This window comes from Terriglobia bacterium, from assembly GCA_020073205.1.
Classification (GTDB): Bacteria; Acidobacteriota; Polarisedimenticolia; order Polarisedimenticolales; family JAIQFR01; genus JAIQFR01.
On the sequence record JAIQFR010000031.1, the window covers coordinates 1 to 25,680 of the forward strand.

General features: G+C 69.4%; 21 protein-coding genes. 1 reads left to right on the top strand and 20 read right to left on the bottom strand.

The window, feature by feature from the left end; all coding sequences use genetic code 11:
* Positions 1–323: 323 nt before the first annotated feature.
* From rpoN to LAO51_08490, 11 genes are all read right to left on the bottom strand, one after another.
* Complete coding sequence (gene rpoN, locus LAO51_08440) at positions 324–1,763, bottom strand: RNA polymerase factor sigma-54 (GenBank protein ID MBZ5638772.1); 1,440 nt, start codon at positions 1,761–1,763, stop codon at positions 324–326.
* A 21-nt stretch (positions 1,764–1,784) separates the two neighbouring features.
* The gene (gene lptB / locus LAO51_08445) at positions 1,785–2,501 is read right to left on the bottom strand and encodes an LPS export ABC transporter ATP-binding protein (GenBank protein ID MBZ5638773.1); all 717 of its coding nucleotides are present in this window, start codon (positions 2,499–2,501) and stop codon (positions 1,785–1,787) included.
* A gap of 54 nt (positions 2,502–2,555) precedes the next feature.
* Positions 2,556–4,514 (bottom strand): LptA/OstA family protein, encoded by a 1,959-nt coding sequence (locus LAO51_08450; protein MBZ5638774.1) that lies wholly within the window; start codon positions 4,512–4,514, stop codon positions 2,556–2,558.
* A 6-nt stretch (positions 4,515–4,520) separates the two neighbouring features.
* Positions 4,521–5,312 (bottom strand): enoyl-CoA hydratase/isomerase family protein, encoded by a 792-nt coding sequence (locus LAO51_08455; protein MBZ5638775.1) that lies wholly within the window; start codon positions 5,310–5,312, stop codon positions 4,521–4,523.
* Positions 5,313–5,353: 41 nt separating this feature from the next.
* Positions 5,354–6,100 carry an ATP-binding protein gene (locus LAO51_08460; protein ID MBZ5638776.1) on the bottom strand — a complete coding sequence of 249 codons (747 nt, stop codon included), beginning with the start codon at positions 6,098–6,100 and terminating at the stop codon, positions 5,354–5,356.
* 54 nt (positions 6,101–6,154) lie between these two features.
* Positions 6,155–7,012 (bottom strand): RNA polymerase sigma factor RpoD/SigA, encoded by an 858-nt coding sequence (locus LAO51_08465; protein ID MBZ5638777.1) that lies wholly within the window; start codon positions 7,010–7,012, stop codon positions 6,155–6,157.
* Positions 7,013–7,102: 90 nt separating this feature from the next.
* A complete protein-coding gene (locus LAO51_08470; protein MBZ5638778.1) occupies positions 7,103–7,546 on the bottom strand; it encodes an Hsp20/alpha crystallin family protein in 444 nt (147 codons plus the stop codon).
* A 42-nt stretch (positions 7,547–7,588) separates the two neighbouring features.
* Positions 7,589–9,508: a molecular chaperone DnaK gene (gene dnaK / locus LAO51_08475; GenBank protein ID MBZ5638779.1), complete on the bottom strand. Its 1,920-nt coding sequence runs from the start codon at positions 9,506–9,508 to the stop codon at positions 7,589–7,591.
* A gap of 75 nt (positions 9,509–9,583) precedes the next feature.
* The gene (locus LAO51_08480) at positions 9,584–10,855 is read right to left on the bottom strand and encodes a DUF4388 domain-containing protein (protein MBZ5638780.1); all 1,272 of its coding nucleotides are present in this window, start codon (positions 10,853–10,855) and stop codon (positions 9,584–9,586) included.
* 1 nt (position 10,856) lies between these two features.
* Positions 10,857–12,845, bottom strand: coding sequence for a tetratricopeptide repeat protein (locus LAO51_08485; GenBank protein ID MBZ5638781.1), 1,989 nt, complete (start codon positions 12,843–12,845; stop codon positions 10,857–10,859).
* A gap of 71 nt (positions 12,846–12,916) precedes the next feature.
* Positions 12,917–13,381 carry a DUF1844 domain-containing protein gene (locus LAO51_08490; protein MBZ5638782.1) on the bottom strand — a complete coding sequence of 155 codons (465 nt, stop codon included), beginning with the start codon at positions 13,379–13,381 and terminating at the stop codon, positions 12,917–12,919.
* 181 nt (positions 13,382–13,562) lie between these two features.
* On the opposite strand from LAO51_08490, the gene mazG reads away from it, so the two are divergent.
* Positions 13,563–14,375 (top strand): nucleoside triphosphate pyrophosphohydrolase, encoded by an 813-nt coding sequence (gene mazG / locus LAO51_08495; GenBank protein MBZ5638783.1) that lies wholly within the window; start codon positions 13,563–13,565, stop codon positions 14,373–14,375.
* Here the strand turns inward: mazG and LAO51_08500 are convergent.
* The 9 genes from LAO51_08500 to murJ all read right to left on the bottom strand — a co-directional run bounded on the left by LAO51_08500 (position 14,372) and on the right by murJ (position 25,593).
* Positions 14,372–15,343 (bottom strand): acetyl-CoA carboxylase carboxyltransferase subunit alpha, encoded by a 972-nt coding sequence (locus tag LAO51_08500; GenBank protein MBZ5638784.1) that lies wholly within the window; start codon positions 15,341–15,343, stop codon positions 14,372–14,374. The two genes, mazG and LAO51_08500, sit on opposite strands and share 4 nt — an antisense overlap.
* 62 nt (positions 15,344–15,405) lie before the next feature.
* On the bottom strand, positions 15,406–18,096 hold the full coding sequence (locus LAO51_08505; protein ID MBZ5638785.1) for a CBS domain-containing protein: 2,691 nt from the start codon (positions 18,094–18,096) through the stop codon (positions 15,406–15,408).
* Positions 18,093–19,004 (bottom strand): site-specific tyrosine recombinase XerD, encoded by a 912-nt coding sequence (gene xerD / locus LAO51_08510; protein ID MBZ5638786.1) that lies wholly within the window; start codon positions 19,002–19,004, stop codon positions 18,093–18,095. Before xerD ends, LAO51_08505 begins: the two co-directional genes overlap by 4 nt.
* Positions 19,001–19,459, bottom strand: coding sequence for a D-tyrosyl-tRNA(Tyr) deacylase (dtd, locus tag LAO51_08515; protein ID MBZ5638787.1), 459 nt, complete (start codon positions 19,457–19,459; stop codon positions 19,001–19,003). The genes xerD and dtd overlap by 4 nt, the downstream gene beginning before the upstream one ends.
* Positions 19,456–20,847 carry a DUF4340 domain-containing protein gene (locus LAO51_08520; protein ID MBZ5638788.1) on the bottom strand — a complete coding sequence of 464 codons (1,392 nt, stop codon included), beginning with the start codon at positions 20,845–20,847 and terminating at the stop codon, positions 19,456–19,458. Before LAO51_08520 ends, dtd begins: the two co-directional genes overlap by 4 nt.
* On the bottom strand, positions 20,844–22,433 hold the full coding sequence (locus LAO51_08525; protein ID MBZ5638789.1) for a GldG family protein: 1,590 nt from the start codon (positions 22,431–22,433) through the stop codon (positions 20,844–20,846). The genes LAO51_08520 and LAO51_08525 overlap by 4 nt, the downstream gene beginning before the upstream one ends.
* 4 nt (positions 22,434–22,437) lie before the next feature.
* Entirely contained in the window at positions 22,438–23,208 is a 771-nt protein-coding gene (locus LAO51_08530; GenBank protein ID MBZ5638790.1) for an ABC transporter permease subunit, read from the bottom strand.
* A complete protein-coding gene (locus tag LAO51_08535) occupies positions 23,205–23,945 on the bottom strand; it encodes an ABC transporter ATP-binding protein (protein ID MBZ5638791.1) in 741 nt (246 codons plus the stop codon). Before LAO51_08535 ends, LAO51_08530 begins: the two co-directional genes overlap by 4 nt.
* A 40-nt stretch (positions 23,946–23,985) precedes the next feature.
* The gene (gene murJ, locus LAO51_08540; protein MBZ5638792.1) at positions 23,986–25,593 is read right to left on the bottom strand and encodes a murein biosynthesis integral membrane protein MurJ; all 1,608 of its coding nucleotides are present in this window, start codon (positions 25,591–25,593) and stop codon (positions 23,986–23,988) included.
* Positions 25,594–25,680 lie beyond the last annotated feature (87 nt).

The following is a 25,680-nucleotide window of genomic DNA, read 5'->3' on the forward strand; positions in this document are numbered from 1 at the left end:
CTGGGTCCCTTCCCCGGGATGCCTTCAATTATTAGCCTATCTGGAAAGAGAAGGATTTGATATCGACTACATGGATTGCACACTGAATGAAAACCCCTGGAGAGATCTCGAAGAAAAGGTCCGGAGGGAGAAACCGGATGTGGTCGGCATCTCTGTGATCTGCACCGCCTTTATCTATGATGGGATCAATGCCGCCAATCTCATTAAGAGCGTCAGCCCCCGATCGATCGTTATCATGGGCGGAGAACATCCGTCCTTTATGGCGGAGGAGACGCTCAGGGACTGTCCTGCCATTGATTATATCTGCGTTGGCGAGGGCGAGATCACCCTCGCCGAATTTCTCCGGGCGCTGGAGAAAAAGGAGCAGGATCTCTCCCGGATCCTGGGCCTCGCCTTTCTGAACCAGAAAGGAGATTTAGGATCTTCACGATGGCGGCGTCCGACAGCGGGCGGCGGCCGTCCTCCGCCGTGATGATCTTGCGGATGCGCTCCTTCACCGTGAGCGAAGACACGTCCTCGCCCCCGCGGGTCGACGAGATGCCGCTGTGGAAGAAAAAACGCATCTCGAACAGCCCCCGATGGGTGTGCATGTACTTGTTGTTCACCACGCGGCTCACGGTGGACTCGTGCATGCCGATGTCGTCGGCCACGTCCTTCAGGACCAACGGGCGCAAGCGCTCGATGCCGAAGTCGAGGAACTCGCCCTGGAACTTCACGATCGAGCGGGCCACCTTGTAAATCGTCCTCTGGCGCTCCTCGAGGCTCTTGATCAGGCGGAACGCCGAGCGGAGCTTGTTCCGGACGTAGTCCTTGGCGTCGGCGGGGGTCGTGGCCGAGGCTCCGCGCTCGACCATCCGGCGATAGACCGGGCTGATCCGGAGCCGCGGGAGCCCCTCATCGTTCAGCAGGATCTGGTACTCGTCCCCGATCTTCACCACGTAGACGTCGGGCACCACGTACCGGCTGCTCTCGGCGTTGTACTTCTGACCCGGTCGGGGGTCGAGGTGCCGGATGATCTCGATCTCGGCCTGGAGGTCCTCCATGTCGAGGCCGAGGGTCTCGGCCAGCTCCTTGTAGCGGCGGTTCTGGAGCTTGTCGAGGTGGTGCCGGACGATGGTCTCCGCGGCGGTTCCCGCCTGCCCGAAATGTCGCAGCTGCGTGCAGAGGCACTCCACGAGATCCCTCGCGGCGACGCCGACGGGATCGAGCCCTTGGATCATTGCGAGGGTCGCATCGACTTCTTCGGGCGGGTAGGCGCCCATGTCGCGGATCTCCTCCAGCGACGCGCGGAGGTAGCCGTCGTCGTTGAGATTCCCGATGATCGCCCGGCCGATCTCCTTCCGGACCTCCGAAGAGGTGGACATGTCGAGCTGCCAGGTCAGGTGATCCGCGAGGTTCTGCGGCCGGACGAGGACGTTCTCGAATGACGGGAGATCCTCTCCTCCGGTCTCCGCCGATCCCCGGGGCACGTAGCCCCCGTCGGTATCCTGGAAGTACGACTCGTAGTCGATCTCCTCGAAAGGATCCTGGCGCGCTTCCTCAGGGGCCGGCTTCTCCTCAGCGCGGGTCTCGCTCTCGGCGCGATCCGGCGGCGCCGGCTCCTCGACGACCTCCTCGAGGACGGGGTTCTCGAGCAGCTCCTGCTGGATCTCGTCGGTGAGCTCGAGCTTCGACATCTGCAGCAGCTTGATGGCTTGCTGCAAGGAGGGAGTCATGATGAGCCGCTGGCTCATCCGGACGCTGAGTTTCTGTTCGAGGGCCATCAGCCTCGGTGTGTGACCGGCTCACTGCAGCCGGAAGCGCTCCCCCAGATACACTCGCCGCACGTCCGCGTCGGCGGCGAGCTCCGCGGGGGTTCCATCGCGAAAAATTCGACCCTGGCTGATAATATACGCACGATCGGTGATCTGCAAAGTCTCGCGCACGTTGTGATCCGTGATCAGGACGCCGATGCCGCGCTCTCGGAGCCGGACCACCACCTGCTGCAGATCGGCGACCGCGATCGGGTCGATCCCCGCGAACGGCTCGTCGAGGAGCATGTAGGCCGGGTCGCTCGTCAGCGCCCGCGCGATCTCCGCGCGCCGTCGTTCTCCTCCGGACAGCGCGTAGCCCGGGGTCTTGGCGACGTGCTTGAGACCGAACTCCTCGATGAGCTGTCCGCAGCGGCGTCGCGACTCCTCCGCATCGGCGCCCCGCACCTCGAGGATCGCCTGGAGGTTTTCCTCGACCGTCATGCGACGGAAGATCGAAGCCTCCTGGGGGAGGTAGCCGATTCCGTGGCGAGCGCGAAGGTACATGGGCATGCCGGTGATGTCGCGGCCGTCCAGCACGACGCGACCCCGCTGGGGGGGGACGAGGCCGAGAATCAAGTAGAACGACGTGGTCTTCCCGGCCCCGTTCGGCCCCAGCAGCCCGACGACCTCACCCGGAAGGATCCGAACCGTGACGCCGTCGACCACGGTCCGGCTCCGGTACGTCTTGGTGAGATTCTCGGCCACCAGGCCGGCGCCGTTGCTTTCCGCCGTCGCTCGGGCCGTGTCCGCCACCCGCCGTCCTCACCTTTCGGAAGTACGAATTCGCGCGCGGTTGCGGTCGCCGGATTCGACCTCGATGGTTCCCACGTCGAGGCGATAGCGTAGCACCCTCCCGGTGGTGGTGCCCCCTTGGGCGCCCGTTCTCCGGATCGTCGCCGGCGCTTCGTCCCCGAAGAGGCGGACGGTGCTCTCCGCGGGGAGGTACTCGACCCGGTCGCCCTCCCCGGTGACGGGCTGGGGGAGGGTCCCGCCCGCGGAGGAGTGGAACTCGAACCGCACGCTGCCCGACGCCAGCATCTCGCGAACATCTCCTCCACTCTCCGCCAGCAGCACGTCGACGCGCGCGGCCTCGAGCCAGCCTTCCGCCTGCCGAACGCGCACGCTTCCCGTGTACACGGCCTTTCGCTCGGCGGCCCCGTAATCGAGCTGGTTCGCGGCGACCCGGACGTAGTCCGCCTCCGACGCGGACGCTCCCCGCTCCCTCGGCACCCGCGTGTTCACGCTCCCTTTCGCGTGGAGTTCCTCGGGCTGCTGCCTCACCTCGACGTGGTCCGCCGAGAGATTGCGCTCTTCCTGCCAGCCCCGCACCTCCCCCTCGAACACGAGCCGGCTCTCGGCGGATCGGCTCGTGAGGCGCGCGGAGACGAAGTGCACCGCTTCGCCCGCGACGAAGAGCCCGTCGGGCTTGGGCCCGCCGCTCGCGGGCATCGGCGCCGCGAGGAGCGTGGACTCGACGTGCCCCTCCGCCGTCAGCTCCGTGCCCTCCGGGTCCGTCGTCAGGCGGTCCGCGGCCACGCGAGTGCGCTCGCGCGCGAGTCGCGCCCGCCGCCCTGGCCCCGACAGGAGCGTCGCCTGGCCGCGGCCGGAGGTCACGTAGACGAGGTGCGCCGCCTCGCCCGCCGTGCCGCTCCCGTCGAACCGGACGTTCCCTTCAAGCTCCGCGCGAAGCAAGGCGCCGCTCCCGCCAAGCTCCGCGGTGAGAAGATCGGCCTGCGCCGAAGACGGGGCCTGGTGCCATGTTCCCGCGACGCGCACGGAACCCTTCGCGCGGACCTCCCACCCGGCGGCGGTCGTCTCCCGGCCGGCCCTCGCCGCCTCGATCCGATCGGCGGTCAGCACGCTCCCCGCCTGCTCCAGTCGCGCGCGCCCCTCGAGCACGCTCGTGTCGGGGTGACCCGAGGCATCCCACGTCGCCTCGACCGCATCGGCGGCGAACCGCGGCGTCGCGGCATCCGGCGCGGCCGCCTGGGCGCCCACGACGCTCTCGGCGGCGGTGGCATGGCGTAGCCTTCCCTCCGCGTCCCGCTGGATCCTGAGTCGGCCCGCCGTGAGCGTCCAGCCCGATTCTTGAGCTCGGACCTCGCCCGAGAGGTCCATGTCCTTGGAGCCGTCGAGGAGGCGGGCGTGCTGGGCGCGGAGCGTCTCACCGTCTCGATCCTTCACCTCCAGGCCGGCGAGCACCGTCGGCTGCCCGTGGAGCCCGTACACCACCGACGCCGCCCGGCCGGCGTACGTGGGATCCTGGACGCTCACCTCCCCGATCGATCGGGCTTCGCCGACCACCTCGTTGACCTCGAGGGTGGGGAGTTCGAGCGCCAGTCCGGCCTCCTCCTCGTGCACGCTGACCCCGCCCTCGAGACGCATCACGCGTTGTCCGGGCTCTCCCTCGATTCCACCGCGTTCGGCGCTTACGACCAGCGCGGGCGCCGCTTCGCGGTCGATGACGAGCTTCTTGATTCCTTCGAGGCGGAGTCTTCCCTTGTCATCCGCCTGGACGAGCCTCGCCTGGATCCACCCCCTGCGCGTGCCACCCGACAGGTCGGTCAGCTCGATGCCCTCAGCGCGCGGGCCGACGAACGGACGGGCGTCCCCCGAGGGCGTTTTCGGAGCCGGACGCTCGTGCATCGTGAGCACCAACACCGCGATGAACGGCAGGAGGAGCGCCGGCAGCAGGATCCGGAGGAATTTGAGCCGCCACACCCGCCGCTACCGTCCCGGGAACGAGGGCTTCCGCTTCTCGAGGAACGCGCGGGTTCCCTCGCGCATGTCTTCGGTGGAAAAACCGAGGGCGAACAGCGCGGCCTCCATACGCAGCGCCTCGGAAAACGACATCTCCGTTCCCGAGACCACCGCTTCGAGGGCGCGCGCGAGCGCCGTCGGGCTCTTGGCGTTCAGGGCGGCCGCGTACGCCGTCACCGACTCGCGCAGTCCGGCAGCCGGCACGACCCGGCTGACCAGTCCGATCCGGAGCGCCTCCGCCGCGTCGATCATCTCCCCGCGGAGGATGAGATCGAGAGCCGCCCCGCGTCCCACGATTCTCGGAAGCCGCTGCGTTCCTCCGGCACCGGGGATCAGTCCGAGGCCCACCTCGGGCTGTCCGAAGCGCGCGGTCTCCGACGCGACGCGGACATGGCACGCCATGGCGAGCTCGAGCCCTCCTCCGAGCGCGAAGCCGTTCACGGCGGCGACGACCGGCTTCGGCGAGCGCTCGAGCCGGTCCAGCACCTCCTGCAGGAACCGGGAGAACGCCTGAGCTTCCGAAGGAGTCATCACGCTCATCTCCGTGATGTCGGCTCCGGCGACGAACGCCTTATCTCCCGCTCCGGTGACCACGAGAGCGCCCACGGCCGGGTCGGCGACCGCCGTCCTGACCGCCTCGCCGATGTTCTCCATGGTCTCGCGGTTCAGCGCGTTGAGCTTGTCGGGCCGGTGCACGGTGAGCCATGCGGTTCGCTCGCGGACCTCGTAGAGAAGGTTGGACTGGCCGCTAGGTTCCATGGACTCTCCTTCCGGACCGCGCGGTGGCCGGCGCGGCGGCGTCAGAAGCGATGGCGGGCATGCAGGACCCCCCGGCGGAAGTCCTTCCCTCCGACCGGAACGACGAGACACATCTCGTACAGGCGTGACATGAGCGCGTCGCCGAGGCGGTCTTTCAGCGTGAGGCCTTCGACGGGAGCCGGGTCCGCCGACCTTGGCTCGGCGTCCTCGCCGGTCGGACGGTTCGAGGTCATGATCAGCGGGAGCTTCTCGTTGTAGCGGTGGGCGATGAGATCGTGCATCACGTCGCGAGCCCAGGGGGTGGTACGCCCTGCGCCGAGGTCGTCGAGCACGAGCACCTCGGCCTCGAACACCGGCCCGAGCACCTCCACCTCGCTCCGTCCCGCCCCGGCGTCGAACGTCGCCTGCAGGTCCTTCAGAAGCTGTCGCTGCTCGTAGAACAGCGCACGGGCCCCTTTGATCCGCACCAGGTCCCGTGCGATGCCGACCGCGAGGTGCGTCTTCCCCGTCCCCGGTTCTCCGAGAAACAGCAGGCCGTGCTCGGTCCGGTCGGGCCAGCGCTCGACCCATTCCCTCGAGAGGCGTAGCGCGGCTTCGTGGCTCGCATCGTGGACCTCGAACGCATCGAGGGAGCAGTGGTCGTACCGCCTCGGGATCCGCGCGGCGCGCAAGAGGGCCTCTCCCCGCCCCTCCCTTCCGCACGCGCATTGCACCGCAGCGGTCAGGCCACCGGGGCGGGTCCGGATCTCGAAGCCGGTCCCGTGGCAGAGCGGACACGGCGCTTCCATCGGTCCCCTCCGCGCGCGGCGGGCCCGACGCCGAGCCGGCCGCGACATCCCCCGTCAGTTGAGATAGCCGCGCAACTGCTGGCACTTCTGCGAGCGATTGAGCTTCTCGATCGCCTGGGCCTCGATCTGCCGGATCCGCTCCCTCGAGAGATTCATCATCTCGCCGATCTCCTTGAGGGTCTTGGGATCGGCTCCGTCGAGACCGAACCGCAGACGGATGACCCGTTCCTCCTTCTCGTCCAGCTCGGTCAGGGCCTGGCGGAGGAGGCCCTTCAGGGACGAGCGGAGGAGAACGAAGTCGGCGGACGGGATGATCCCCTGCTCGAGCTTGTCCGACAGATGGAATTCGTGCTCCTCGTCGATGATCGCGGAAAGGGAGATGTTCTCGTCCGAAACCTGGAGGAGGTTGGTGACCTCCTCGATGGTCACGTCCATCTGCCGCGCGATCTCCTCAGCGGAGGGGGTCCGCCGGAGTTTCGAAAGGAGGCTCGACTGCGCCTTGCCGATGCGGTAGAGCAGGTTCGCCTGCTTCTGCGGGAGGCGGAACGCGCCGCTCTGGTCCGACAGCGCGTGGATGATCGCCTGCCGGACCCACCACACGGCGTAGGTGATGAACTTCACGTTCTTCGAGGCGTCGTATCGCTTGGCCGCCTCGATCAGGCCGATGTTCCCCTCGTTGATGAGGTCGAGGAAGGAAAGGCCGCAGCCCCGGTAACGCTTTGCGTAGGAGACGACGAATCGGAGGTTCGCCTCGACGAGCCGTCGCAACGCCTGGGCGTCACCCTTCTGGATCCGCCGCCCGAGATCTCGCTCTTCCTCCGCGGTCACGCGGGGGAGCCGAGAGATCTCCCTCAGGTATTTTTTCAGCGATTCCGACGTGGAACCGCCCGACTCTTCGCGCTCCTCGTCCATCCCTCCCCCGGCAAGGCGGGGGGAGTATAGCATGCAGAAAGCGCGCGGATCCGTGAAGTTCCTCGCGTGCGCAAGCGGCGCCGAGGCATCTCACCGCACGGCCACCCGGATCGCGCCGGAACGATCACGGTCCTGCTTCGTGAGGGTGACGGTCAGCACGCCATCGCGGTAGACGGCCTCGACGGATTCACGGTCCACCGTCGGGGGGAGCTGGAAGCGGCGGAGGAACTTCCCGTACGAGCGCTCGACGCGGTGATATTCCCCCGACGGATCGCGGTCCATGCGGCGCTCGCCCTGAACCACCAGCTCGTCCCGCTCCACCCGGACATCGATATCGGCCTGCTCGAGGCCAGGCAGCTCGACGTGCAGGATCATCCGATCCGGGGTCTCGTAGGCGTCGCTCACCGGCGCCCAGGCTCCGACGCCTCCTTCGGCGTCGAAATTCGTTCGGGCGAGCGCGCTCTCGAACAGCTTGTTCATCCGCTGCTGGACGCCGACGAGTTCCTTCAGCGGGTCCCACTCGTTCTGGGCCATAGCGCCTTCTCCTCCCGGAGCCTCGCGGCAGGTCCCGCAGCCTCAGTTCCGGCCGTGATCATCCCCGTCCACGACCTCGGCGTCAATGACCTCCTCGGTCGACCGGGGCGAGGGGCCTCCCGGTCGCGATTCGGCCGCCGAAGGTCCGGCGCCGGGGCCGCCGGAAGCCCCACGGTAGATCGCCTCCGCCATGCGATGCGAGGCTTTCTCGAGCCGCTCGGTCGCCCCGCGAATGGCGGCGGGATCGCCCTTCTCGAGAGCGGCCTTCACTTCCTTGATCGCTTCCCTAACCGGGGCCTGTTCGGCCTCGCCGATCTTGGCCCCATGCTCGCCCAGCGTCTTCTCGACCTGGTAGACCATCTGATCGGCACGATTCCGGGCTTCCACGGCATCCCGTTGCCCCTTGTCGTCCACGGCGTGGGACTCGGCCTCGCGAACCATCTTCTCGACATCGTCCTTGCTCAACCCCGAGGAAGCGGTAATGGCGATCTTCTGCTCCTTGCCGGTTCCGAGGTCCTTCGCAGAGACGTGCACGATGCCGTTCGCGTCGATGTCGAAGGTAACCTCGATCTGCGGCACCCCCCGCGGCGCCGCCGGAATCCCGTCCAGGTGGAACCGGCCCAAGGTCTTGTTCCCGGAGGCCATCTCCCTCTCACCCTGGAGGACATGCACCTCGACGCTGGTCTGCCCGTCCGAAGCGGTGGAGAAGATCTCGCTCTTCCGCGTGGGGATCGTGGTGTTCCGCGGGATGAGCCGCGTGGCCACTCCGCCCAAGGTCTCGATCCCCAGTGAGAGCGGCGTCACGTCCAGCAGCAGGATGTCCTTGACGTCGCCGGCGAGCACGCCAGCCTGGATCGCCGCGCCCACCGCGACGACCTCGTCCGGGTTCACGCCCTTGTGGGGCTCCCTGCCGAAGAAGTCGCGGACCAGCTCTTGAACCCGTGGAATCCGAGTCGATCCCCCGACCAGGACGACCTCGTGGATCCGGTCGGGCTTGAAACCCGCATCGGAAAGCGCCCGCTCGCACGGGCCGAGCGTCCGCCGGAGGATGTCGTCCACGAGCTGCTCGAACTTGGCGCGGTTCAGTCGCAACTGGAGGTGCTTCGGGCCGCTCTGGTCGGCGGTGATGAATGGGAGATTGATCTCGGTTTCCATCACCGAGCTCAGCTCGCACTTTGCCTTCTCCGCGGCTTCCTTGAGCCGCTGCAGAGCCATCTTGTCCTTGCCGAGGTCGATCCCCTGGTCCTTTCGGAACTCGGCCACGATCCAGTCGATGAGCCGCTGGTCGATGTCGTCGCCGCCCAGGTGGGTGTCTCCGTTCGTGGCCTTCACTTCCACCACGCCTTCGCCCACCTCGAGGACGGAGATGTCGAAGGTTCCGCCGCCGAAGTCGAAGACGGCGATGGTCTCGTCCTTCTTCTTGTCGAGCCCGTAGGCCAAGGCGGCCGCCGTCGGCTCGTTGACGATCCGCTCGACCTGGAGCCCCGCGATCTGGCCCGCGTCCTTGGTGGCCTGCCGCTGCGCGTCGTTGAAGTAGGCCGGGACGGTGATCACCGCACGGGTCACCGGCTCCCCGAGGTGAGCCTCCGCCGCGTCCTTGAGCTTCCGGAGCACCGAAGCGGAAATCTCCGGGGGCGACATCGGCTTGCCTTGGATCGTCACCCGCACGTCGCCGTTCTCCGTCGGCTCGACCCGGAACGGAACCATCCGGATCTCCTCCTGGACCTCGGCGAACTTGCGTCCCATGAACCGCTTGATCGAGTAGACGGTGTTCTCGGGATTGGTGATCGCCTGCCGCTTGGCCACCTGGCCTACCAGCCTCTCCCCCTTGTCGGTCACCGCGACCACCGAAGGCGTGAGGCGGCCACCCTCCGCGTTGGCGATGACGTTGGGCTTGCCACCCTCCATGACCGCCACCACCGAATTCGTCGTGCCGAGATCGATGCCGATGATCTTGCTCATGCGCAGTCTCCCCGCCGCGGACTCCCGGTCCGATCGACGTTCAGGCCGGTTTCTTAAGACGGGGGGATCAGCGTGTCAAGGACGGCCGCGACTTCCGATGGGCGTGGCACCGGCCGCGCCCTCGAGGACCATCCGTTCGGCAGCGGTGAAGCGGTGCTGGACGGTCAGCTCGTCGCTGTCCGCGCCCCCATGGCCCTCGATCCGGTACCCCTCGGGCGCCAGCCGGTAGACGTACGGGCGGCTCCAGGGGTCCAGGAGGTCCCTGGGCTTGAGATACCCGCTGTGGACCAGTGCGTCGAGTCGCGGCGGGACGGCGCCGAAGTCGAGATAGAACGCGCGCACCGCCTGCTCGACTCGCTCGAGCCGTGCGCGGCTCGCGAACGTCCGGAGGCGCTCCGTGGCGTCGCCGCTCAATTCCATCCTCCACGGCGCCGCGGGATTGAAACGGAGCGTGAGGAGCGAAACGACCGCGAGGGTGGCGAGAAGGAGAGGGACCCCTTGGGTGGTAAGGCGCTCGCGGAGATCCGCCGGCCGGAGCGGCTCGATCACCGACGCCGCGCGGATCTCTTCGATCAGGCTCCGGTTCACCAGCTCGTACAGGAGCCGATAGGTGTCGAATTCCCCCAGAGGGCACCGTTCGGAGATCTCCTGGACGTTGGCGCGCCCGTCCACCATCCGGAGAACCTCCCTTGCCTCGGGAGTGATCTGGATCTCCGGCGCGGCCGTGCCGGCCTCGCCCGCACCCTGCAGGCCGAGGTCGATGTCGGCGTCCACGAGGGACTGGACGGGCGCTTCCACCGCCGCGCCCGTCACCGTCTTTCTCAGCACCATCTGGCCCGATCGGATTCGCTTCTCGATGATCGGCCATTCGTCGACCATCCGCGCCCCTTCCATCAGGATGGTCTCGGCCCCGATCGGGGCGAAGTGTTCGCGGTCGTACTCGACGTGCTCCGCGGGGGCGAAGTGGTAGCGGCCGGCGCGCCAGCGGAAGAGGCGGTAGACGATCTGGGTGACCTGGATCCGAAGGGCGTCCTGCAGATCTTGCTCCGAGACGAAGCCCGCCTTGACCAGGATGTAGCCGAGGCGCTGGAGGGTGCTCTTCTGGATCTTAAGGCTTTCCTGGAGCTGCGCTGCGGTGATCCTGCCCGTGCGTACCAAGACCGATCCCAGGAGATCCTCGAGGTTCCGCCGCCGCGTGTCGGCGCCGACGACCTGGCCCTCCAGGAAGGTCACGGTCACCGCGTCCTCGTCGTTCTCGACGGTCAGGGTGCCGGTCTTTCGCTGGATGCCGATGAGCTGGAGGATATCCGCCAGCCCGAAGTCCTTGAGCGTGCCTTCGAGCGCCACCTTACGCCTCGAAGCGACGTCGCTGCCGGAGGTTCCCGGCGAGCCAGACGGCCGCGGCCAGCGGCGCGCAGACGAGCGCGGCCGGACAGAGAGGGAACGAGGCGGGTACGCTGCCCGAGCGGAGGAGGTCCAGCCGAAGATCGGCACCCGTGAAGCGCTGGATCGGGACGAACAACTCCGGCAGCCACGCGATCCACGCCGTCAGCCAGAGGAAGAGCAGGAGCGCGCCGAGAGCGGGCTTGCCCTTGAGCACGTCTCCGGCCCCGGGCAGCACCGTGGAGGCGATCCGGCGGATGAATCGGTTCATCCGGTCGTGGCGCTCGATCTCGTAGAGCTTCCGGGTCTTGGTCTCCGGAGCCAGTCCGTCCCCGAGGACGAACAGGTGCACGCACTGGGTGCAGTAGTCGTTCGCGTCCCGCGCGCTCTTGCACAGATGACAGAACGGGCGGCCGCACCGAGCGCAGCGACGCGCCGGACGTTGCCGGACCGAGGACAAGAGCGCCACCAGCGCGGCGACCAGGGCCAGGAGGGCCACGACGCTCGTGGGGTTCAGGAATTGCAGGGCGATCTCGCGGCCTGGCCCGCCCCTCCGGCCGCTCTCGAGCCAGCCCTTGAGCTGGCCACCCGACAGCGTCGCCCGCACGATCGTTCCGACCCCGACGCCCGCGTCGACAACCGTGGGCCGATCTCCCTCCTTCGCATGCCGCGAGAGCAAGTCCGCGATCGCTTTCGGGTCGATGTCTCGGGCCCGGTTGAGAGAGGTCTCGGCCTCCTTGAAGTTGAAAGCCTCGGACTGCGCAAGGTGGAGATCGTAGTACGCGAGGATCGATTCGGGCTCCACGGCGATCGCCCGTTTGTACATGACCGCTGCCTCGGAGTACTGCCCGGTATGGAAGAAGATGTTACCGAGGTTGACCAGCGCGTGATAGGTGTCGGGATCGAGGGCGAGGACCTGCTTGTACTCGCGGTACGCCTCTTCGTAGTAGCGCCCGTTCTTGTAGAGTCCCGCCAGGAGGAACCGGTAGATCGGCTGCTCGGGGTGCGCCTCGACCAGCTCGCGCATCTTGACGACGCGATCGGGGTCCCAGCGGCCCGACGCCGCCGCAAGCGACGTCCGGACCACCGGATCGGCGGTCAGGCCGTAAATGGCCACCGCGACACGGTACGCCGGCACCGACACGAAGGCGCCTAGCAGCAGGACGGTGGCCACGAGCCGCTCCGCTTTCCCCGACACACGGAACGTCACGACGAGCCAGTAGAGTGCGATCCAGCCCGCGGCGATCCACGAGAGGAGCGGCAGGAGGAGCAGCGCCCAGCCTGCGGCGGGCGCCCATCGCTCCGCTCCCCGCCGCAGCATCTCCTCCTCGACCTCGTGGCGCACGGCGACCTGATGCCGCAAGACGAGGAGCAACGAGAATGCGGCCAGGCACCCGAGGAGGGCGAATACCAACACGAGAGCGAGGTCGTTGACCAGGCCGAGGCTCGTCCACGCTTCGCGGAGCTGTGCCTTCGCCGCCCGGAAGAGCTCGCCGCCCGTCCGCAAGAGCCCGCCGCCCGACTTCCACAGGACCGACGCCCGCGCGAGATGGATCTGCGAGGCGGAGGGATCGAATACGTCGGCCAGCTCCAGCGAGCGGAGCGCTTTCTCGTGGCTCCCTTCGCCGAGATACCGCCGGGCCTCCGCCACCAGCGCGGCGGCGGCTCCCTCCACCCGGTGAATGTCCTCCTCCGCGCAGAAGGCCCGGATCAGCTCCGATTGGCGAGAGGCGTCGGCGTCGCGCGAGTCGGCGAGGTAACCCTTGCGCTGGAACCACGCCCCTTCGAGACGGGACTGGAACGTGTCGAAATCGAAGCCCCGCCGGCCTTCCCTGAGGGCCGCGATGCCGCCATTCTCGGCCGGGCGCTCGCCTTCGGGTTCGGGGCTCGGGGCGACGAGATGGATGACGCCGCTGTCCGCCGCGGCGGAGCCGGAGAGCGCGGTCGCGGCCACCAGGAGGAGCGGGGCGATCCAACGCAGCGCCCGAGCCGAGCGTCCTCGAGGCGCGGCCCGCGGGACCGCGATCAGCCGCCCAGGCCCGCGCGGGCCACGTAGAGCATGCGGAGTTGGTAGAGCACCTGTTCCAGGAGCGTCTCCTCCTGGCGGGACAGGTTGCCCCGGCACTTCACGTGCAGGAGCTCCAGCATGTCGATCTGGAGCTTCGCCTTCTCGGGGTCCACCGTGGCTTGGCCGCTCCCCGGGTGCGGGATCTCGCCCAGGAAGAGCAACGCGGGCTGCGCCATGGCGTTGATCAGCATAGTGAAGTCGACGTCCGAAGGCTCGTCGAGGGAGCGGTGCTCGAATCCCGCGCGGGCCTCCGGCCGGGGCGGGTCCTCGGGAGGCGGAGGGGGGGGCGGCCGGTGCTCGGCCTCGTCCGGCTCCCCCGATCGGCGCTCCCCGTCCACGGTGAAGTGACGCCTGTCCGTCACCTTGAACGCCGGGGCGGCGCGATTCTCGCCCTTCCCGCCGGCCGGTTCCTGCTCCTTCATCCCGCCCTCCGGCGCGCTCCGCCCTCTCCCGCGCGCAACCGCCCGCGGCGGGATGGTACCATCCTCCTTCTTCGAGTTTCAATTTCAATCGCGCACCTCAAGCGTCCGTCCGACGGCGGACGCCGAGACCGCGGTCAAAGATGTGCCGCTGCTCGCGTCGAGTCAAGGAGAGCGCCCCGCCATGGAACGGATCGACCGGTTCGAAGATCTCGTCGCGCTGATGGACCGGCTGCGGGCCCCCGATGGCTGCCCTTGGGACCGCGAGCAGACCTACGCGACGCTACGCGGCTACCTGCTCGAGGAGTGCTACGAGGTCGTCGAGGCGATCGACCGGGACGAACGGGGTTCGCTCAAGGAGGAGCTCGGGGATCTCCTGTTCCAGGTGGTGTTCCTCGCCCGCCTCGCCCAGGAGGAAGGAGCCTTCGACGCCGCCGGCGTCGTCCGCGGAATCGCCGAGAAGATGATCCGTCGCCATCCCCACGTCTTCGGCGACGCGAGGGCGGACACGTCGGGCGAGGTGCTCAGGCGGTGGGAGGAGATCAAGAGACGCGAGAAGGAAGCGACGGACGGTCCCGGTGCCGCGAGGGCCGGCGGATCCGTGCTGTCGGGCGTGCCCCGGGCGCTCCCCGCGCTGCTCAAGGCGCAGCGATTGTCCACCAAGGCTGCGCGGGTCGGGTTCGACTGGCGGAGCGACGCGGACGTGGTGGAGAAGCTCGCGGAGGAGCTCACGGAGCTTCGCTCCGCCATTGAGTCCCGTGACGGCCTGGCCGCGCGCGAAGAGCTCGGGGACCTGTTGTTTACCGCGGCGAACCTCGGGCGGCGTCTCGGCATGGACCCCGAGGAGGCCCTCGAGGGGGCGAATCGGAAATTCGCTCGACGGTTCGCGCGGGTCGAGGTGGAGCTGGAGCGGCAGGGCGTCCCGCTCGAGGAGGCCGGGCTCGATCTCATGGACCGACTCTGGAACGAGGTCAAGGACGAGGAGCGGGGCGTCTAGCCAGCGGCGGCCCGGCTGGGAGCGGAGTCCAGGAACTTGCCGAGCTTGCGGAACCGCTCATAGCGCTGGGCGATCAGCCCTTCGGCGTCGAGAGGCTCGAGATCCCGCATCTGGCGTTCGAGCAGGTCCCCCACGATCGCGGCCTGTCGGGCCGGATCCACATGGGCCCCGCCGGTCACCTCCGGGATCACCTCGTCCACGATGTCGAGTCGATACAGGTCCGGCGCCGTGGTCTTCATGGCGAGCGCCGCGTCGCGGCTCCTCGATGGATCGCGCCAGAGGATCGCAGCGCATCCCTCGGGACTGATCACCGAGTAGACGCTGAACTCCAGCATGTTGACCCGGTTTCCCACACCGATCGCGAGCGCTCCCCCGCTCCCCCCCTCGCCCGTCACGGTGACCAGGAGCGGAATGCGCAGCTTCGCCATCTCCCGGAGGTTGAACGCGATCGCCTCCGCCTGGCCGCGCTCTTCGGCACCGATGCCGGGGTAGGCCCCCGGCGTATCGATGAAGCTCAGGACGGGCCGTCCGAACTTCTCCGCGAGGCGCATGAGACGAAGCGCCTTTCGGTACCCCTCGGGGCGTGGCATCCCGAAGTTGCGGTAGACCTTCTCCTTCGTGTCCCGCCCCTTCTGGTGGCCGACGATGCCCACCGCACGGCCCCTGAACACGCCGAATCCCGCCACGATCGCCGGATCGTCGGCGTACTTCCGGTCGCCGTGGACTTCGACGAACCCCTCCACCAAGTGGCGAACGTAATCGAGGGTGTAGGGCCGCCGCGGGTGCCGCGCCACCAGCGTCGTCTGCCAGGGTGTGAGCGATCCGTAAATCCTCGCCCGGGTGGTCTCGAGTTCGCGCTCGAGCCGCTCCCGCTGCCGGCGGGTGCCGATGTCGTCCCCCATCCCGGAGAGCGACTCGATCCGCCGTTCGAGTTCGAGAATCGGCTCCTCGAAGCGCTCCTCGCTCACGTGGCCTCCCCTCGCTTCCCCGTCCGCCGCCGCCTAGGGATAATCGACGGTGGCGCCGCCTGTCAAGAGCTTCCGAGCGCGTCGAGCGCCGCGCGAAGCTGCTCCTCCCGTCCGTGCGCCATTCCGTCGAGCTTCGCCTGTAACGCCGCATCGAGCCCGATGGCGATCAGCGGCCCCTGCCGCACACCGGCCCGGAGCAGGTCCCGGCCATCGATGTCCGGCGTCACATCCTGCAGGCGCGACAGGTAGTCGGACACCGCCTTCCGAGTTTCCTCCCGGCCCGTGAGCCCCATGACCATCAGGAGCGTCTCCGCCGGCTCGCCCCTGCAGGCCTCGTGGATGCGGCTCGGAAGGGTTGCGGCTGAGGCGAGGCGCGAGACGACGTGTCGGGTGCGCTCGGGCGCATCGGCCAGGATCCGCTTCGCGGCACGTCCCGGCCGGAGTCGCTCGAGCAGCTCGGCCCGGGCGGAGCCGTCGAGTTCCCCGGCGAGGACCCCGAGGACGACCGTCCAGGCGAGGAGCTCCTCGTCCCGGTAGAGCAGACGGTACCACCCCAGGACCTCCTCGGTGCGCTCGAGGCGCGCGAGCGTCCTCCTCGAGGGAGCGAGGTCCGGGTGGAGCGCCGTGAGAAGGCCGAGCTCCTTCATCATCTCGACGGCCCGCACCGCCCGTTTCTCCGACAGCGTCTTCTCGACCTCGCGCCTCAAGCGCAGCGGCGACAGGCGGTCGAAGACCTTCTCTCGGTGCGCCACCCGGATCAAATGGGCGGTCTCCCGGGCGATCTCGAAGTCGAGACGGACCGCGAAGCGGACCGCTCGCAGGGCGCGCGTCGGATCCTCGATGAACGAAAGGCCGTGCAGCACGCGGATCTTCCCGTCGAGGAGGTCCTTGCGCCCTCCGAAGAAATCAGCGAGACGGCCGAACCCGGACGGGGTGAGCCGCACGGCGAGAGAGTTGATGGTGAAATCGCGCCGGAAGAGGTCCTGCCGCAGCCCGCTGGGTGACACCTCCGGGAGAGCGGCGGGGCGGCGATAGTGCTCGGTCCGGGCCGCAGCCAGGTCGATCCTGAGCCCGTCGTCGAGGAACAACGCCGCAGTCTGAAAGGCGTCGTGGACGCGGAGCCGGCCTCCGAGTCGCCCGGCGAGAGCGGACGCGAGCGATCCCGCGTCCCCCTCGACCACCACGTCGAGATCGCGGTTCTCGCGCCGGAGCAGGAGATCCCGTACGACGCCCCCGACCAGGTAGGCCGGCGTGCCGCGCTCCCCCGCGATCTCGCCCAGAGAGCGGAGCACCGCCATCGCCCGCGGGGTCAGGCGCCGCTGCATCATCGGGGCCAGGTCGATTCCTCCCTCCCGTTCGTCCGCGCCCGGACCGCCCGCTTCGTGTGCCCGGCGGCCCGCGGCGTCCCGCTCGTAGAGGTGTCGCAGGAGCGAGGTCCGGGTCACGATGCCCGTGATCCGGCTCGGACCGTCCCCCACGAGGACGAATCGGAGGTTGCGCGCGAGCAGCCGTCGCTCGAGCGTCTCGAGGTCCGCCTCGGGAGGAACGACGTCGATCTCCGCGGACACGAGGTCCCGCACGGCACGGGACCCCATTCCGTGGTGCAGGGCGGAATCCGCGATCTGACGCGTCAGCGCGCCGACGACCCGGCCGCGGTCGGTCACCGGGAGCGCGTTGATCCGGTATCGGTTCAAGATCCCGACGGCGTCGTCCACGGTCGAGTTCGCCGTGACCGTGTGGAGGGCCGGATGGGCGAGATCGGCGGCGCGGACGGATGGAACCACCGTATCGCGGAGCGCGGCGAGCAGCGCTTCCCTGGCCTCGATCAGGGTCAGCCCCCGGAGGACGGCGGAGGCCGCCTGCGGGTGGCCCCCGCCTCCGAACGCCGCGGCGAGGCGGGAGGCGTCGAGGTCGGTGGCGCGGCTTCGCACGATCAGCACGATCCGGTCGTCCATCCGGATCAGCGCGGCCATCCTCTCCGCCTCCGTGGCCTGGACGTACTGCTGCACCACGACCGAGGCCTCGGGCACGAAGCGATCCGCGGCGACTGCAGCGACGACCACCTCCTGTCCCCGGATCCGGTGAGGGCGCGCCTCGTGGAGAAGCGCGTGGTAGAGATCGACCTGGTCCGGGGTGAGTCCGCGGGCCAGCGTCCTCGCGACCCGGAGGAGATCCGCGCCCCGCTCCAGGAGCCAGGCGGCGGCGCGGAGATCTTCCGGCGTGGTGCCGGCATGGAGCAGGTTGCCCGTGTCCTCGTAGATCCCCAGCGTCAGGAAAGTTGCCTGGCTCGGGGTGATCGTGAGGCGTCTCGCCTCGAGCATCGAGACCATAAGCGTGCTCACCGCCCCGGTCGGGCGACGGTGGATCTCGGCGCCGGCGGGGTCCTCCTCTCGTGGGTGGTGGTCGTAGCAGGTCACGGACACACGACCGGCGGGAGCGAGGATCTCGCGGAACCGGCCGATCCGCTCCCCCGACGCCGTGTCCACCAGGACGATCGAGGTCACCGCCGCGAGGTCGACGTCCCGTGAGCGCGTCTCCGGCAGAAGGTCCGGCTCGGCCTCGAGGTACGCCTTCACCGCGGGTGATTTCGATCCGGGAAACGATGCGACGGCTCCGGGGTGGAGCAAGAGCGCCGCGAGGACGCCGGCCGCGCAATCGAAGTCCGCGTTTTCGTGCGTCGTGACCAGGATCACGCGAGAAGGGTAAGCCCGGGCGCCGCGCGGACACAACCGCTCGGTCGCGCGCGCCGTCACGCCCTGGGATGGTAGTCCTTGTAGAGACGCTTCAAGCGCTCCCGGTTGACGTGGGTGTAGATCTGGGTGGTCGAGATGTCCGCGTGGCCCAGGAGAACCTGCACCGACCTGAGATCGGCCCCGTGCTCGAGCAGGTGGGTGGCGAAGGAGTGGCGCACCGTGTGCGGGGAGAGCCGGACCCTGACCCCGGCCTTCACCCCGTGCGCCTTGATGATCTTCCAGAACCCCTGGCGGGTCATCGGGACGCCTCGGTGGTTGACGAACAGGGAACTCCCGCGCCGCATGCCGAGGAGCGCCGGGCGCCCGAGCGCGAGGTAGCGCTGGAGCGCCGTGTCCGCTTCGCCCCCCAGCGGCACGACCCGCTCCTTCGACCCTTTGCCGATGCAGCGCAAGTAGCCCCCGTCGAGGTGCAGGTCGCCGAGGCGAAGTCCGATCAGCTCGCTGACCCTGAGCCCCGTCGCGTACAACACCTCGAGCATCGCGGCGTCGCGGAGGCCCAGCGGCTCGTCTCGGTCCGGCGCGCCAAGGAGCGCCTCCACCTCGGCGAAGGTCAGGACCTTCGGCAGCGTCCTCCAGGTCCTCGGCGCGTCCAGGTGGGCGCTCGGATCCTCGGAGATTACCTCCTCCGCGAGGAGGAAGCCGAAGAAGCCGTGGACCGCGACCAGCCAGCGGGCGACGGACCGCGGCGAGCGGGCGTCGACGCGCATCCTGCGGAGCTGCCTGAGCAGGTCCTCCTTTCGCGCCGACTCGACGCGCCGGCCTTCCCCCAACCCGCGGGCGAGCGCCTCGATGTCGCGGCGATAGGCATCGAGCGTGTTCGCCGACAGGCCACGTTCCGCGGCGAGGTGGTCGAGATAGCGAGCCAGCCAGCCGGTGGGTTCCCGGGGTCCGGATCCGGTCGCGGTCATGGCGCGTCCTTTCCCGGGGGCGGGTCGAGGAGGATCGTCACGGGGCCATCGTTCACCATCTCCACCTCCATCATGGCCTGGAAGACGCCGGTCGCCACCCTGACGCCACGGTGCGCCAGGCGCGCAACGTACAGGTGGTACATCGGCGCGGCGTCGGCGGGAAGGGCCGCGGCGGCGAACGAGGGCCGGCGGCCGCGCCTCGTCGACCCGGCGAGGGTGAACTGGGAGACGACCAGCGCCTCTCCACGGGACTCCAGGAGACTCCGGTTCATCCTGCCCGACTGGTCGGGAAAGACCCGGAGATCGGCGGTCTTGTCGGCGAGGTACTCCGCGTCCTCCGGCGTGTCGCCCTTCTCGATGCCCAGCAGCACGAGGAACCCGGCCCCGATGGATCCCTTGACCTGCCCGCCGATCCGAACCTCGGCGCGAGACACCCTTTGGACCAGCACCTTCACGGCTTTCGCTCCCCTCCCGCGGCAGCGGCCGCCGGGGTCAGGTCCGACGCGCGGCGGGGCAGCCCTGAGAGCTGGGAGACCGGGATCTCGAGGACGCAACCCGGCCGCCACGAGCTTCGCGCGAGCGAGGTCTCACCGGGCGCCGCCTCCGGCGCGATCGGCTCGACGACCGGCGGCACCCGGTCGAGCTCCAACTGGCCCAGGATTCTCCCCTCTCCCGTGATCTCGATCGCGAGGCGCGTGGCAAACGCGCGGGATGGCGCGCCCGTCACCCGCGTCGCCCGCAACCAGCGCAGGCGGTCCACCATCTGGTCGATCTTCGCCCCGTCGGCCTCGACGGCGGGGCCTCCGTTCTCGTGAACGGCCCAGGCGCCCCCGTCCCGCTCTCTCGTGGCGGCGAGCCGGATCCCGTCCCCTTCGATCCGCACGCCCCGAACATCCGGAGTCGAGAAAAGAAGCGGCCGGTGCTCGCGGAACTCCTGCGGGTCCCGGAGCACCTCCTGGACGTCGGCATCCCCCACCACACCCATCCAGCCGCCATGGTCACGTCGGGCCAGCCGTTCGCGCCCGCGGTCCGCCGGGGCGATCTCCGCCGTCATCGAGCCGCGAGCGCCATCGATCGAGATCTCGACCTCGGCGCGCGCGATCGGCTCCGGAACGCCCCGCGGGGGGCCGGCGGGAAGGAAGCGGCTGAACGAGAGCGTCGAGACGCTCCTGGCCAGGCCGTCGGCCGCCGCGAATTCCGCCAGGTCCTTCACCGGCTCGACGAGAGACCACGTGATTCCATCGCGCGCCAACGCGAGTCGACCCGACGGGCGATCGATCACGATCCGCCGGATCTCCGCCGCCTCGGCCGGGATCAGTCGGCGCTCCCTGAAGCTGTCGGGCGCACGTTCCACCGACGCGCCTCCGAAGTCCGCCAGCAGGACGCGCCGGTCTCCGAGCGAGACGTATCGCTCCGGTCCCACGGGAGAGTGGCGGCCGATACGGACGACGCGTGGGGAGTGCCCGTCGCGGCGCTCGATGCGCACCACCGTCGCCGCCGCGTCGAGCCCGAACGCGCCCGCGTCTCGCGCCGCCGCCGCCGCGACCCTCACCACCCGCGCTCCCTCCAGGCCACGCAGGAACGCCTCGACCTCGCGGGGATCGGCGTCGGCCTCGAACGGCGTCACGACCGCCCAGCGGTGATCGTCGCGTCGCTCGATCCGCATCCGAGCCTTGCCTTCCGCGGTCTCGAGTGCGCTCACCGCATCCACGGGCCCGTCGAGGATCGTGCCGAGCGCGCCCGCCGACTCGCTCTGCCGCGCGGGCGGCCGATCCCCCCAGAAGACCGCCACCAGCGCCGCGACGAGCACCAGGGCCAGGACGACGATCCCCCTGAGGCTCACAGCGTTCGCCTCCGCCACCACACGCCGAGCCCGACGATCAGCAGGGACTCGGGGAACAGCAGGACCCCGAGCCGGAACAGCGTCCGGTAGTCCGCCTCCGTCATGTCGAGCCGCGACGCGCGGAACCCCCTCGGACGCTCGGCGATGAGATCCTCCTGGCCGCTGAGCCATGCGATCGAGTTCAAGAGGAACTCCTTGTTGAAGAAATCGTCCAGATGAGCGTTCTCCGCGAGGTCCGCGTCGCCGATCACGACGAGGCGCGCCGAGGCCGCGGGAGCGGCGGCGGGGTCCTTCGCGGCGTCGGCCGCTCCGGTCGCCGCGCGGCGCGCGGCGACCGCCACCGCAACCGGCCCCGCGACATCTCCCGGCCCTCGGGCGACGGTCCCGGTCGAGAGCATCCTCCGATAGTCCGCGACGGCCCAGGATGACGGCCGGGTCCGAGCGATGGCGCGCGCCTCGACGCCCGGGAGGCCTCCCTCCGTCTTCGCGTCCACCGAGCGAGCCTGGAAGAGGACGATGCGTTCCTTGAACTCGCGCGTGATCGCGTGGGTCGGGAAATCCTCGACGATCGGATCGAGCCCGAGCCTGGCACCCAGGAAGGGGATCTCCTCGCGGTCGACGACCATGTCGTCGACGAGCGCCAAGCGGAAATCGGCGAGGAGCGGCGACAACCCCGGATCCACGCCGGGATCCACGAGGAGCAGGAGGCGGCCTCCCCGGCCGAGGTAGGCGCGAATCGCGGACACCTCGTGATCGAGCAGCGGCTTCCGCGGCCCCACGGCCGCCAGCAACGCCGCGTCCCGAGGGACTTCGGACTGCGCGGCGAGGAGGAGGGGGCGAACCTCGAAGTTCTCGCGGCGCAGCGCCTCGGCGAGGGCCGCCGCGCCGCCGGGAGCCTCCGCGTCGTCCGGCGCGGCCTCTCCATGGCCGGCAAGCAGGTAGACCGTCCGCGGACCCGGCCGGGTCACCTTGAGGACGAGATTGGTGACGACACCCTCCGACAGCGTTTCGTCCTCCCGGTCGCCGGTGCTCTCAGCCGAGGTTTCCCCGGACCTCGCCACGATGATGCCCTTCTTGGACACGTGGTAGCGCTCCGCGAGGGCAGGGTCCTGCTCGGCGTCCACGAACCGCCAAGTGACGCGAGGGGACAGCGCGGAGTAACGGCTGAGGAGCTCCGCGATCTCTCCCCGTTGCGGGTCCGCCGCACCGGCGAACTCCAACAGCTCCACCGGGCGATCGAGACGGGAGAGGACCGCGCGGGTCTGCTCGCTCAGCGTGTGGATCTTCCTCTCGGTCGCGTCGTAACTCATGGGGTGACGCGCGGCGAGGACGTTCGCGGCCACGACGATCCCGCCGAACAGGAGCGCGCCGAGGACGGCGGAGAGCCGCCGCCGCGTCCCCTCGAGGCTCACGGTCCGCCTGAATCCGGCGAGGTTCAGCAGGATCCCCGCCGCGACCAGAACGCCGCCTCCCGCGACGTGGACCGCCGTCCAGAGGTCGAACGATCCGGTCAGCGCGTACGAAACGAGACCGAACACCAGGAGCACGAGCCCCGCGAAGCCGAGGAAGCGGACTGCGCCCCGCACGACGTCACCTCCAGCGCTGCGAAGCGACGATCGCCCGCGCGGAGAACAGCCCCAGCGCGGCGAGCGAGAGGTAGTACACGACGTCGCCGCTCGACACGACGCCCCGGCTGAACCCGTCGAATCGCCCGGGAAGCGAGATCCCCTTGAGGACGGCGCCGAGCCGCGGGCTCACGGAGTCCGAGGGCCAGTCCACGACGAACAACATCAGGAGCAACACGAACGAGCCGATCCCCGCGACGACCTGGCTGTCGGTCGACGCCGACACCGCGATGCCCAGGGCCACCATCGCCGACGTGGCAAGGAGGAGGCCGAGCCACGCGGTCCAGATGGGTCCCGTCTCGGGATCACCGTAGCGAAGGAGGATGAGGGGGAAGGTGACCGAGGCGAGGATCCACGACGACGCCACGGCCAGGAGCCCGAGGTACTTCCCGAGCACGATCTCTCCCACCCCGGCCGGAGCCGTGAGCAGCAGCTCGTCGGTTCCCTGCCGCCGCTCCTCCGCGAAGCTCCGCATCGTCAGGATCGGGACGACGAACAGCAGGAGCACCAGGAGGTTCCTCGCGAGCCCCGCGACCACGATGTCGTTGAGGTTGATCCGCTCGGTGAGGGTCGGGGCCCACGTCGCATAGCTCCGGAACGTGGCGGCGAAGCGGTCGACCAGCCCGAAGAAGAAGTATCCTCCGAGCAGGAGGTACCCCGCCGCGACCACCCATCCGACGGGTGACGCGGCCTGAGAGCGGATCTCCTTCAGAGCGACCGCGAGCGCCGGCCTCATGTTCCGTCCCCCCTCACGGCGGCCGCGGCGGAGTCCTCGGAGGTGAGCCTGAGGAACGCCTCTTCGAGGCCCGACGACCCCCCGAGGGCTTCGACGGCCTCTTCGGCGACCACCCGGCCGCGGTGGACGATCACCGCGCGGTCGCAGGTCATCGCGACCTCCGGCAGGATGTGCGTGCTGAGCAGAACGGTGCGGCCCGCTCCGAGCGAGCGTATCAGGTTGCGGATCTCCCGGATCTGCTGCGGATCGAGGCCCGCCGTCGGCTCGTCGAGGACGAGGACCTCGGGTTCGTGGACGAGGGCCTGGGCGAGGCCCACGCGCTGCCGGTACCCGCGGGAGAGGTTCCCGATGAGCCGGTGCCGGACGCCGCCGAGGCCGCAGCGCTCGACGACGTCGTCCATCGCAGGGCGGCGGCGGGAGCGGGGCACGCGCCGTAGCGCCGCGCAGAAACGAAGGTACTCGTCCACGGTGTGGTCGGTGTAGACGGGCGGTTGCTCGGGCAGATACCCGATCCGGCGCCTGACGTCCATCGGCTGCCCGACGACGTCGAATCCGCACACGCTCGCCGAGCCCGCATCCGGCGCCAGGTAGCTGGCGAGGATCCTGAGCGTCGTGGTCTTCCCCGCCCCGTTGGGGCCGAGGAAGCCGACGACCTCGCCCCTGGCCGCTCCGAACGAGACGCCCCTCAGCGCTTCCGTCTCCCCGAATCGCTTGGCCAACCCACGGACCTCGATCATGACCCTCCCCGAAGCCGAGGTCGGACGGCCGACCGCGATTCTAGAGGCGCTTGTCCCCCCCGACAACGCGCCCGAGGACGCGCGCCCGGATCGCCTCCACCTCCGGAAGCCGCAGCGCGTGCGCCCCCCAGGCCGTGAGCCCGATGCCAAGCGCGACCGACCCGCCGAGGCGGGCCGCCTCCCCCGCCACGCCGCCACCACCCGCGAAGCGCTCGAGCCCCGCCTGGCAGAGGCCGCACGCAATTCCCATGACGGCCGAGAGGAGCGCGAGCTTGAGCGTGGTGGGGACGACGGCGTGCTCGCGCAGCGCCCCGGCGCGCCGCGCGAGTCCCCGCTCCAGGATCACCATGTTGCTCCACGCCGCCAGCGAGGTGGACAGTGCGAGCCCCAGGAAGGGATCGATCCCGATCCGGGGAAGGAGCGCCATCAGGACGAGGTTGGCCGAGATCTTGAGTCCGACCGCCGAGGCCGACGCGATCACCGGGCGCCGCGTCTCCCCGAGGGCGTAGAACGTCGGCACCTGGATCTTCGTGACCGAGTAGGCGTACAACCCCAGGCCGTAGCAGAGGACCGCCGAGGCGGTCTTGAGCGTGTCGGCCGGACCGAACCGGCCGTGCTGGAACAGCAGCCGCACGATCGGGACTCGGAGCGCGACGAGGCCCGCGGTGGCGGGAAGCGTCAGCAGAGCCGCCGCGCGAAGCGCTCCCGCGAGGTTGGCCCTTAGGCCCGACGCGTCGCCGCGAGCCGCGTCCTTGGAGACCCGGGCGAGGTTCGCCGTGCCGAGCGCCACCCCGAAAAGCCCCAGGGGAAGCTGCATCAGGCGGAACGCGTAGGAGAGCCAGGCGATCGGCCCGTTGCCGTAGAGCGACGCGAGAATCGTGTCCACGAGGATGTTGATCTGCGTCGCGGCGAGGCCGAAGGTCGCCGGCGCCATGAGGCGCACCACGCGATTGAGGCCGGGATCCCTGGGCGCGAGCTCCGGACGGAACCGGAACCCCTCCCGCCGCATGGCCGGGACCTGCACCAGGAACTGCAGGACGCCTCCGGCCATCGCCCCCACGGCCAGCGACAGTCCGGGGTGGATCCCGAGGCGCCGGAAGAGCGGCACCAAGGCGAGGACCCCGAAGATCGCCGCCAGGTTGAACCAGGCCGGCGCCAGCGCGGGCAGAAAGAACCGCCCGCAGGTGTTCAGCACGCCCATCGCCACGGCGGCCAGGGCCACGAAGAAGAGAAACGGCGCGAGGATCCGGGTCATCGTGACCGCGAGCGCCATCTTCGACGGCTCGAATCCGGGGACGTAGACTCTCAGGATCTGCGGCGCGAAGACGGCGATCAGGACCGCGAGCACGCCCAGCACCAGGGCGAGCGCGGTCATCACCCGGTTCGCCAGGGCGAACGCCGAGTCCGCCCCCGCTCGCTCCCGCTCCGCGGTGAACGTGGGAACGAACGCCGACGAGAGCGCTCCCTCGGCGAACAGATCCCGCAGGAGATTGGGAATCCTGAACGCCGCGAGGAACGCGTCGGCCACGAGGCCCGCGCCGAAGAAGTAGGCCTGGACCTGGTCCCGGAGCAGTCCCAGGACACGGCTGACCATCGTGGCCAGGCTGATGGCCCCCGCGCTCCTCAGGAGGCTTCGGTGATCGCTCATGGCTCGACCGCGTCGCGCGGTCGGGCGATTGTGGCAGAAGGTCCTTCGCGGCTCAAGGCCGCCTTGACTCGAAGGTCGCTTGTGGTA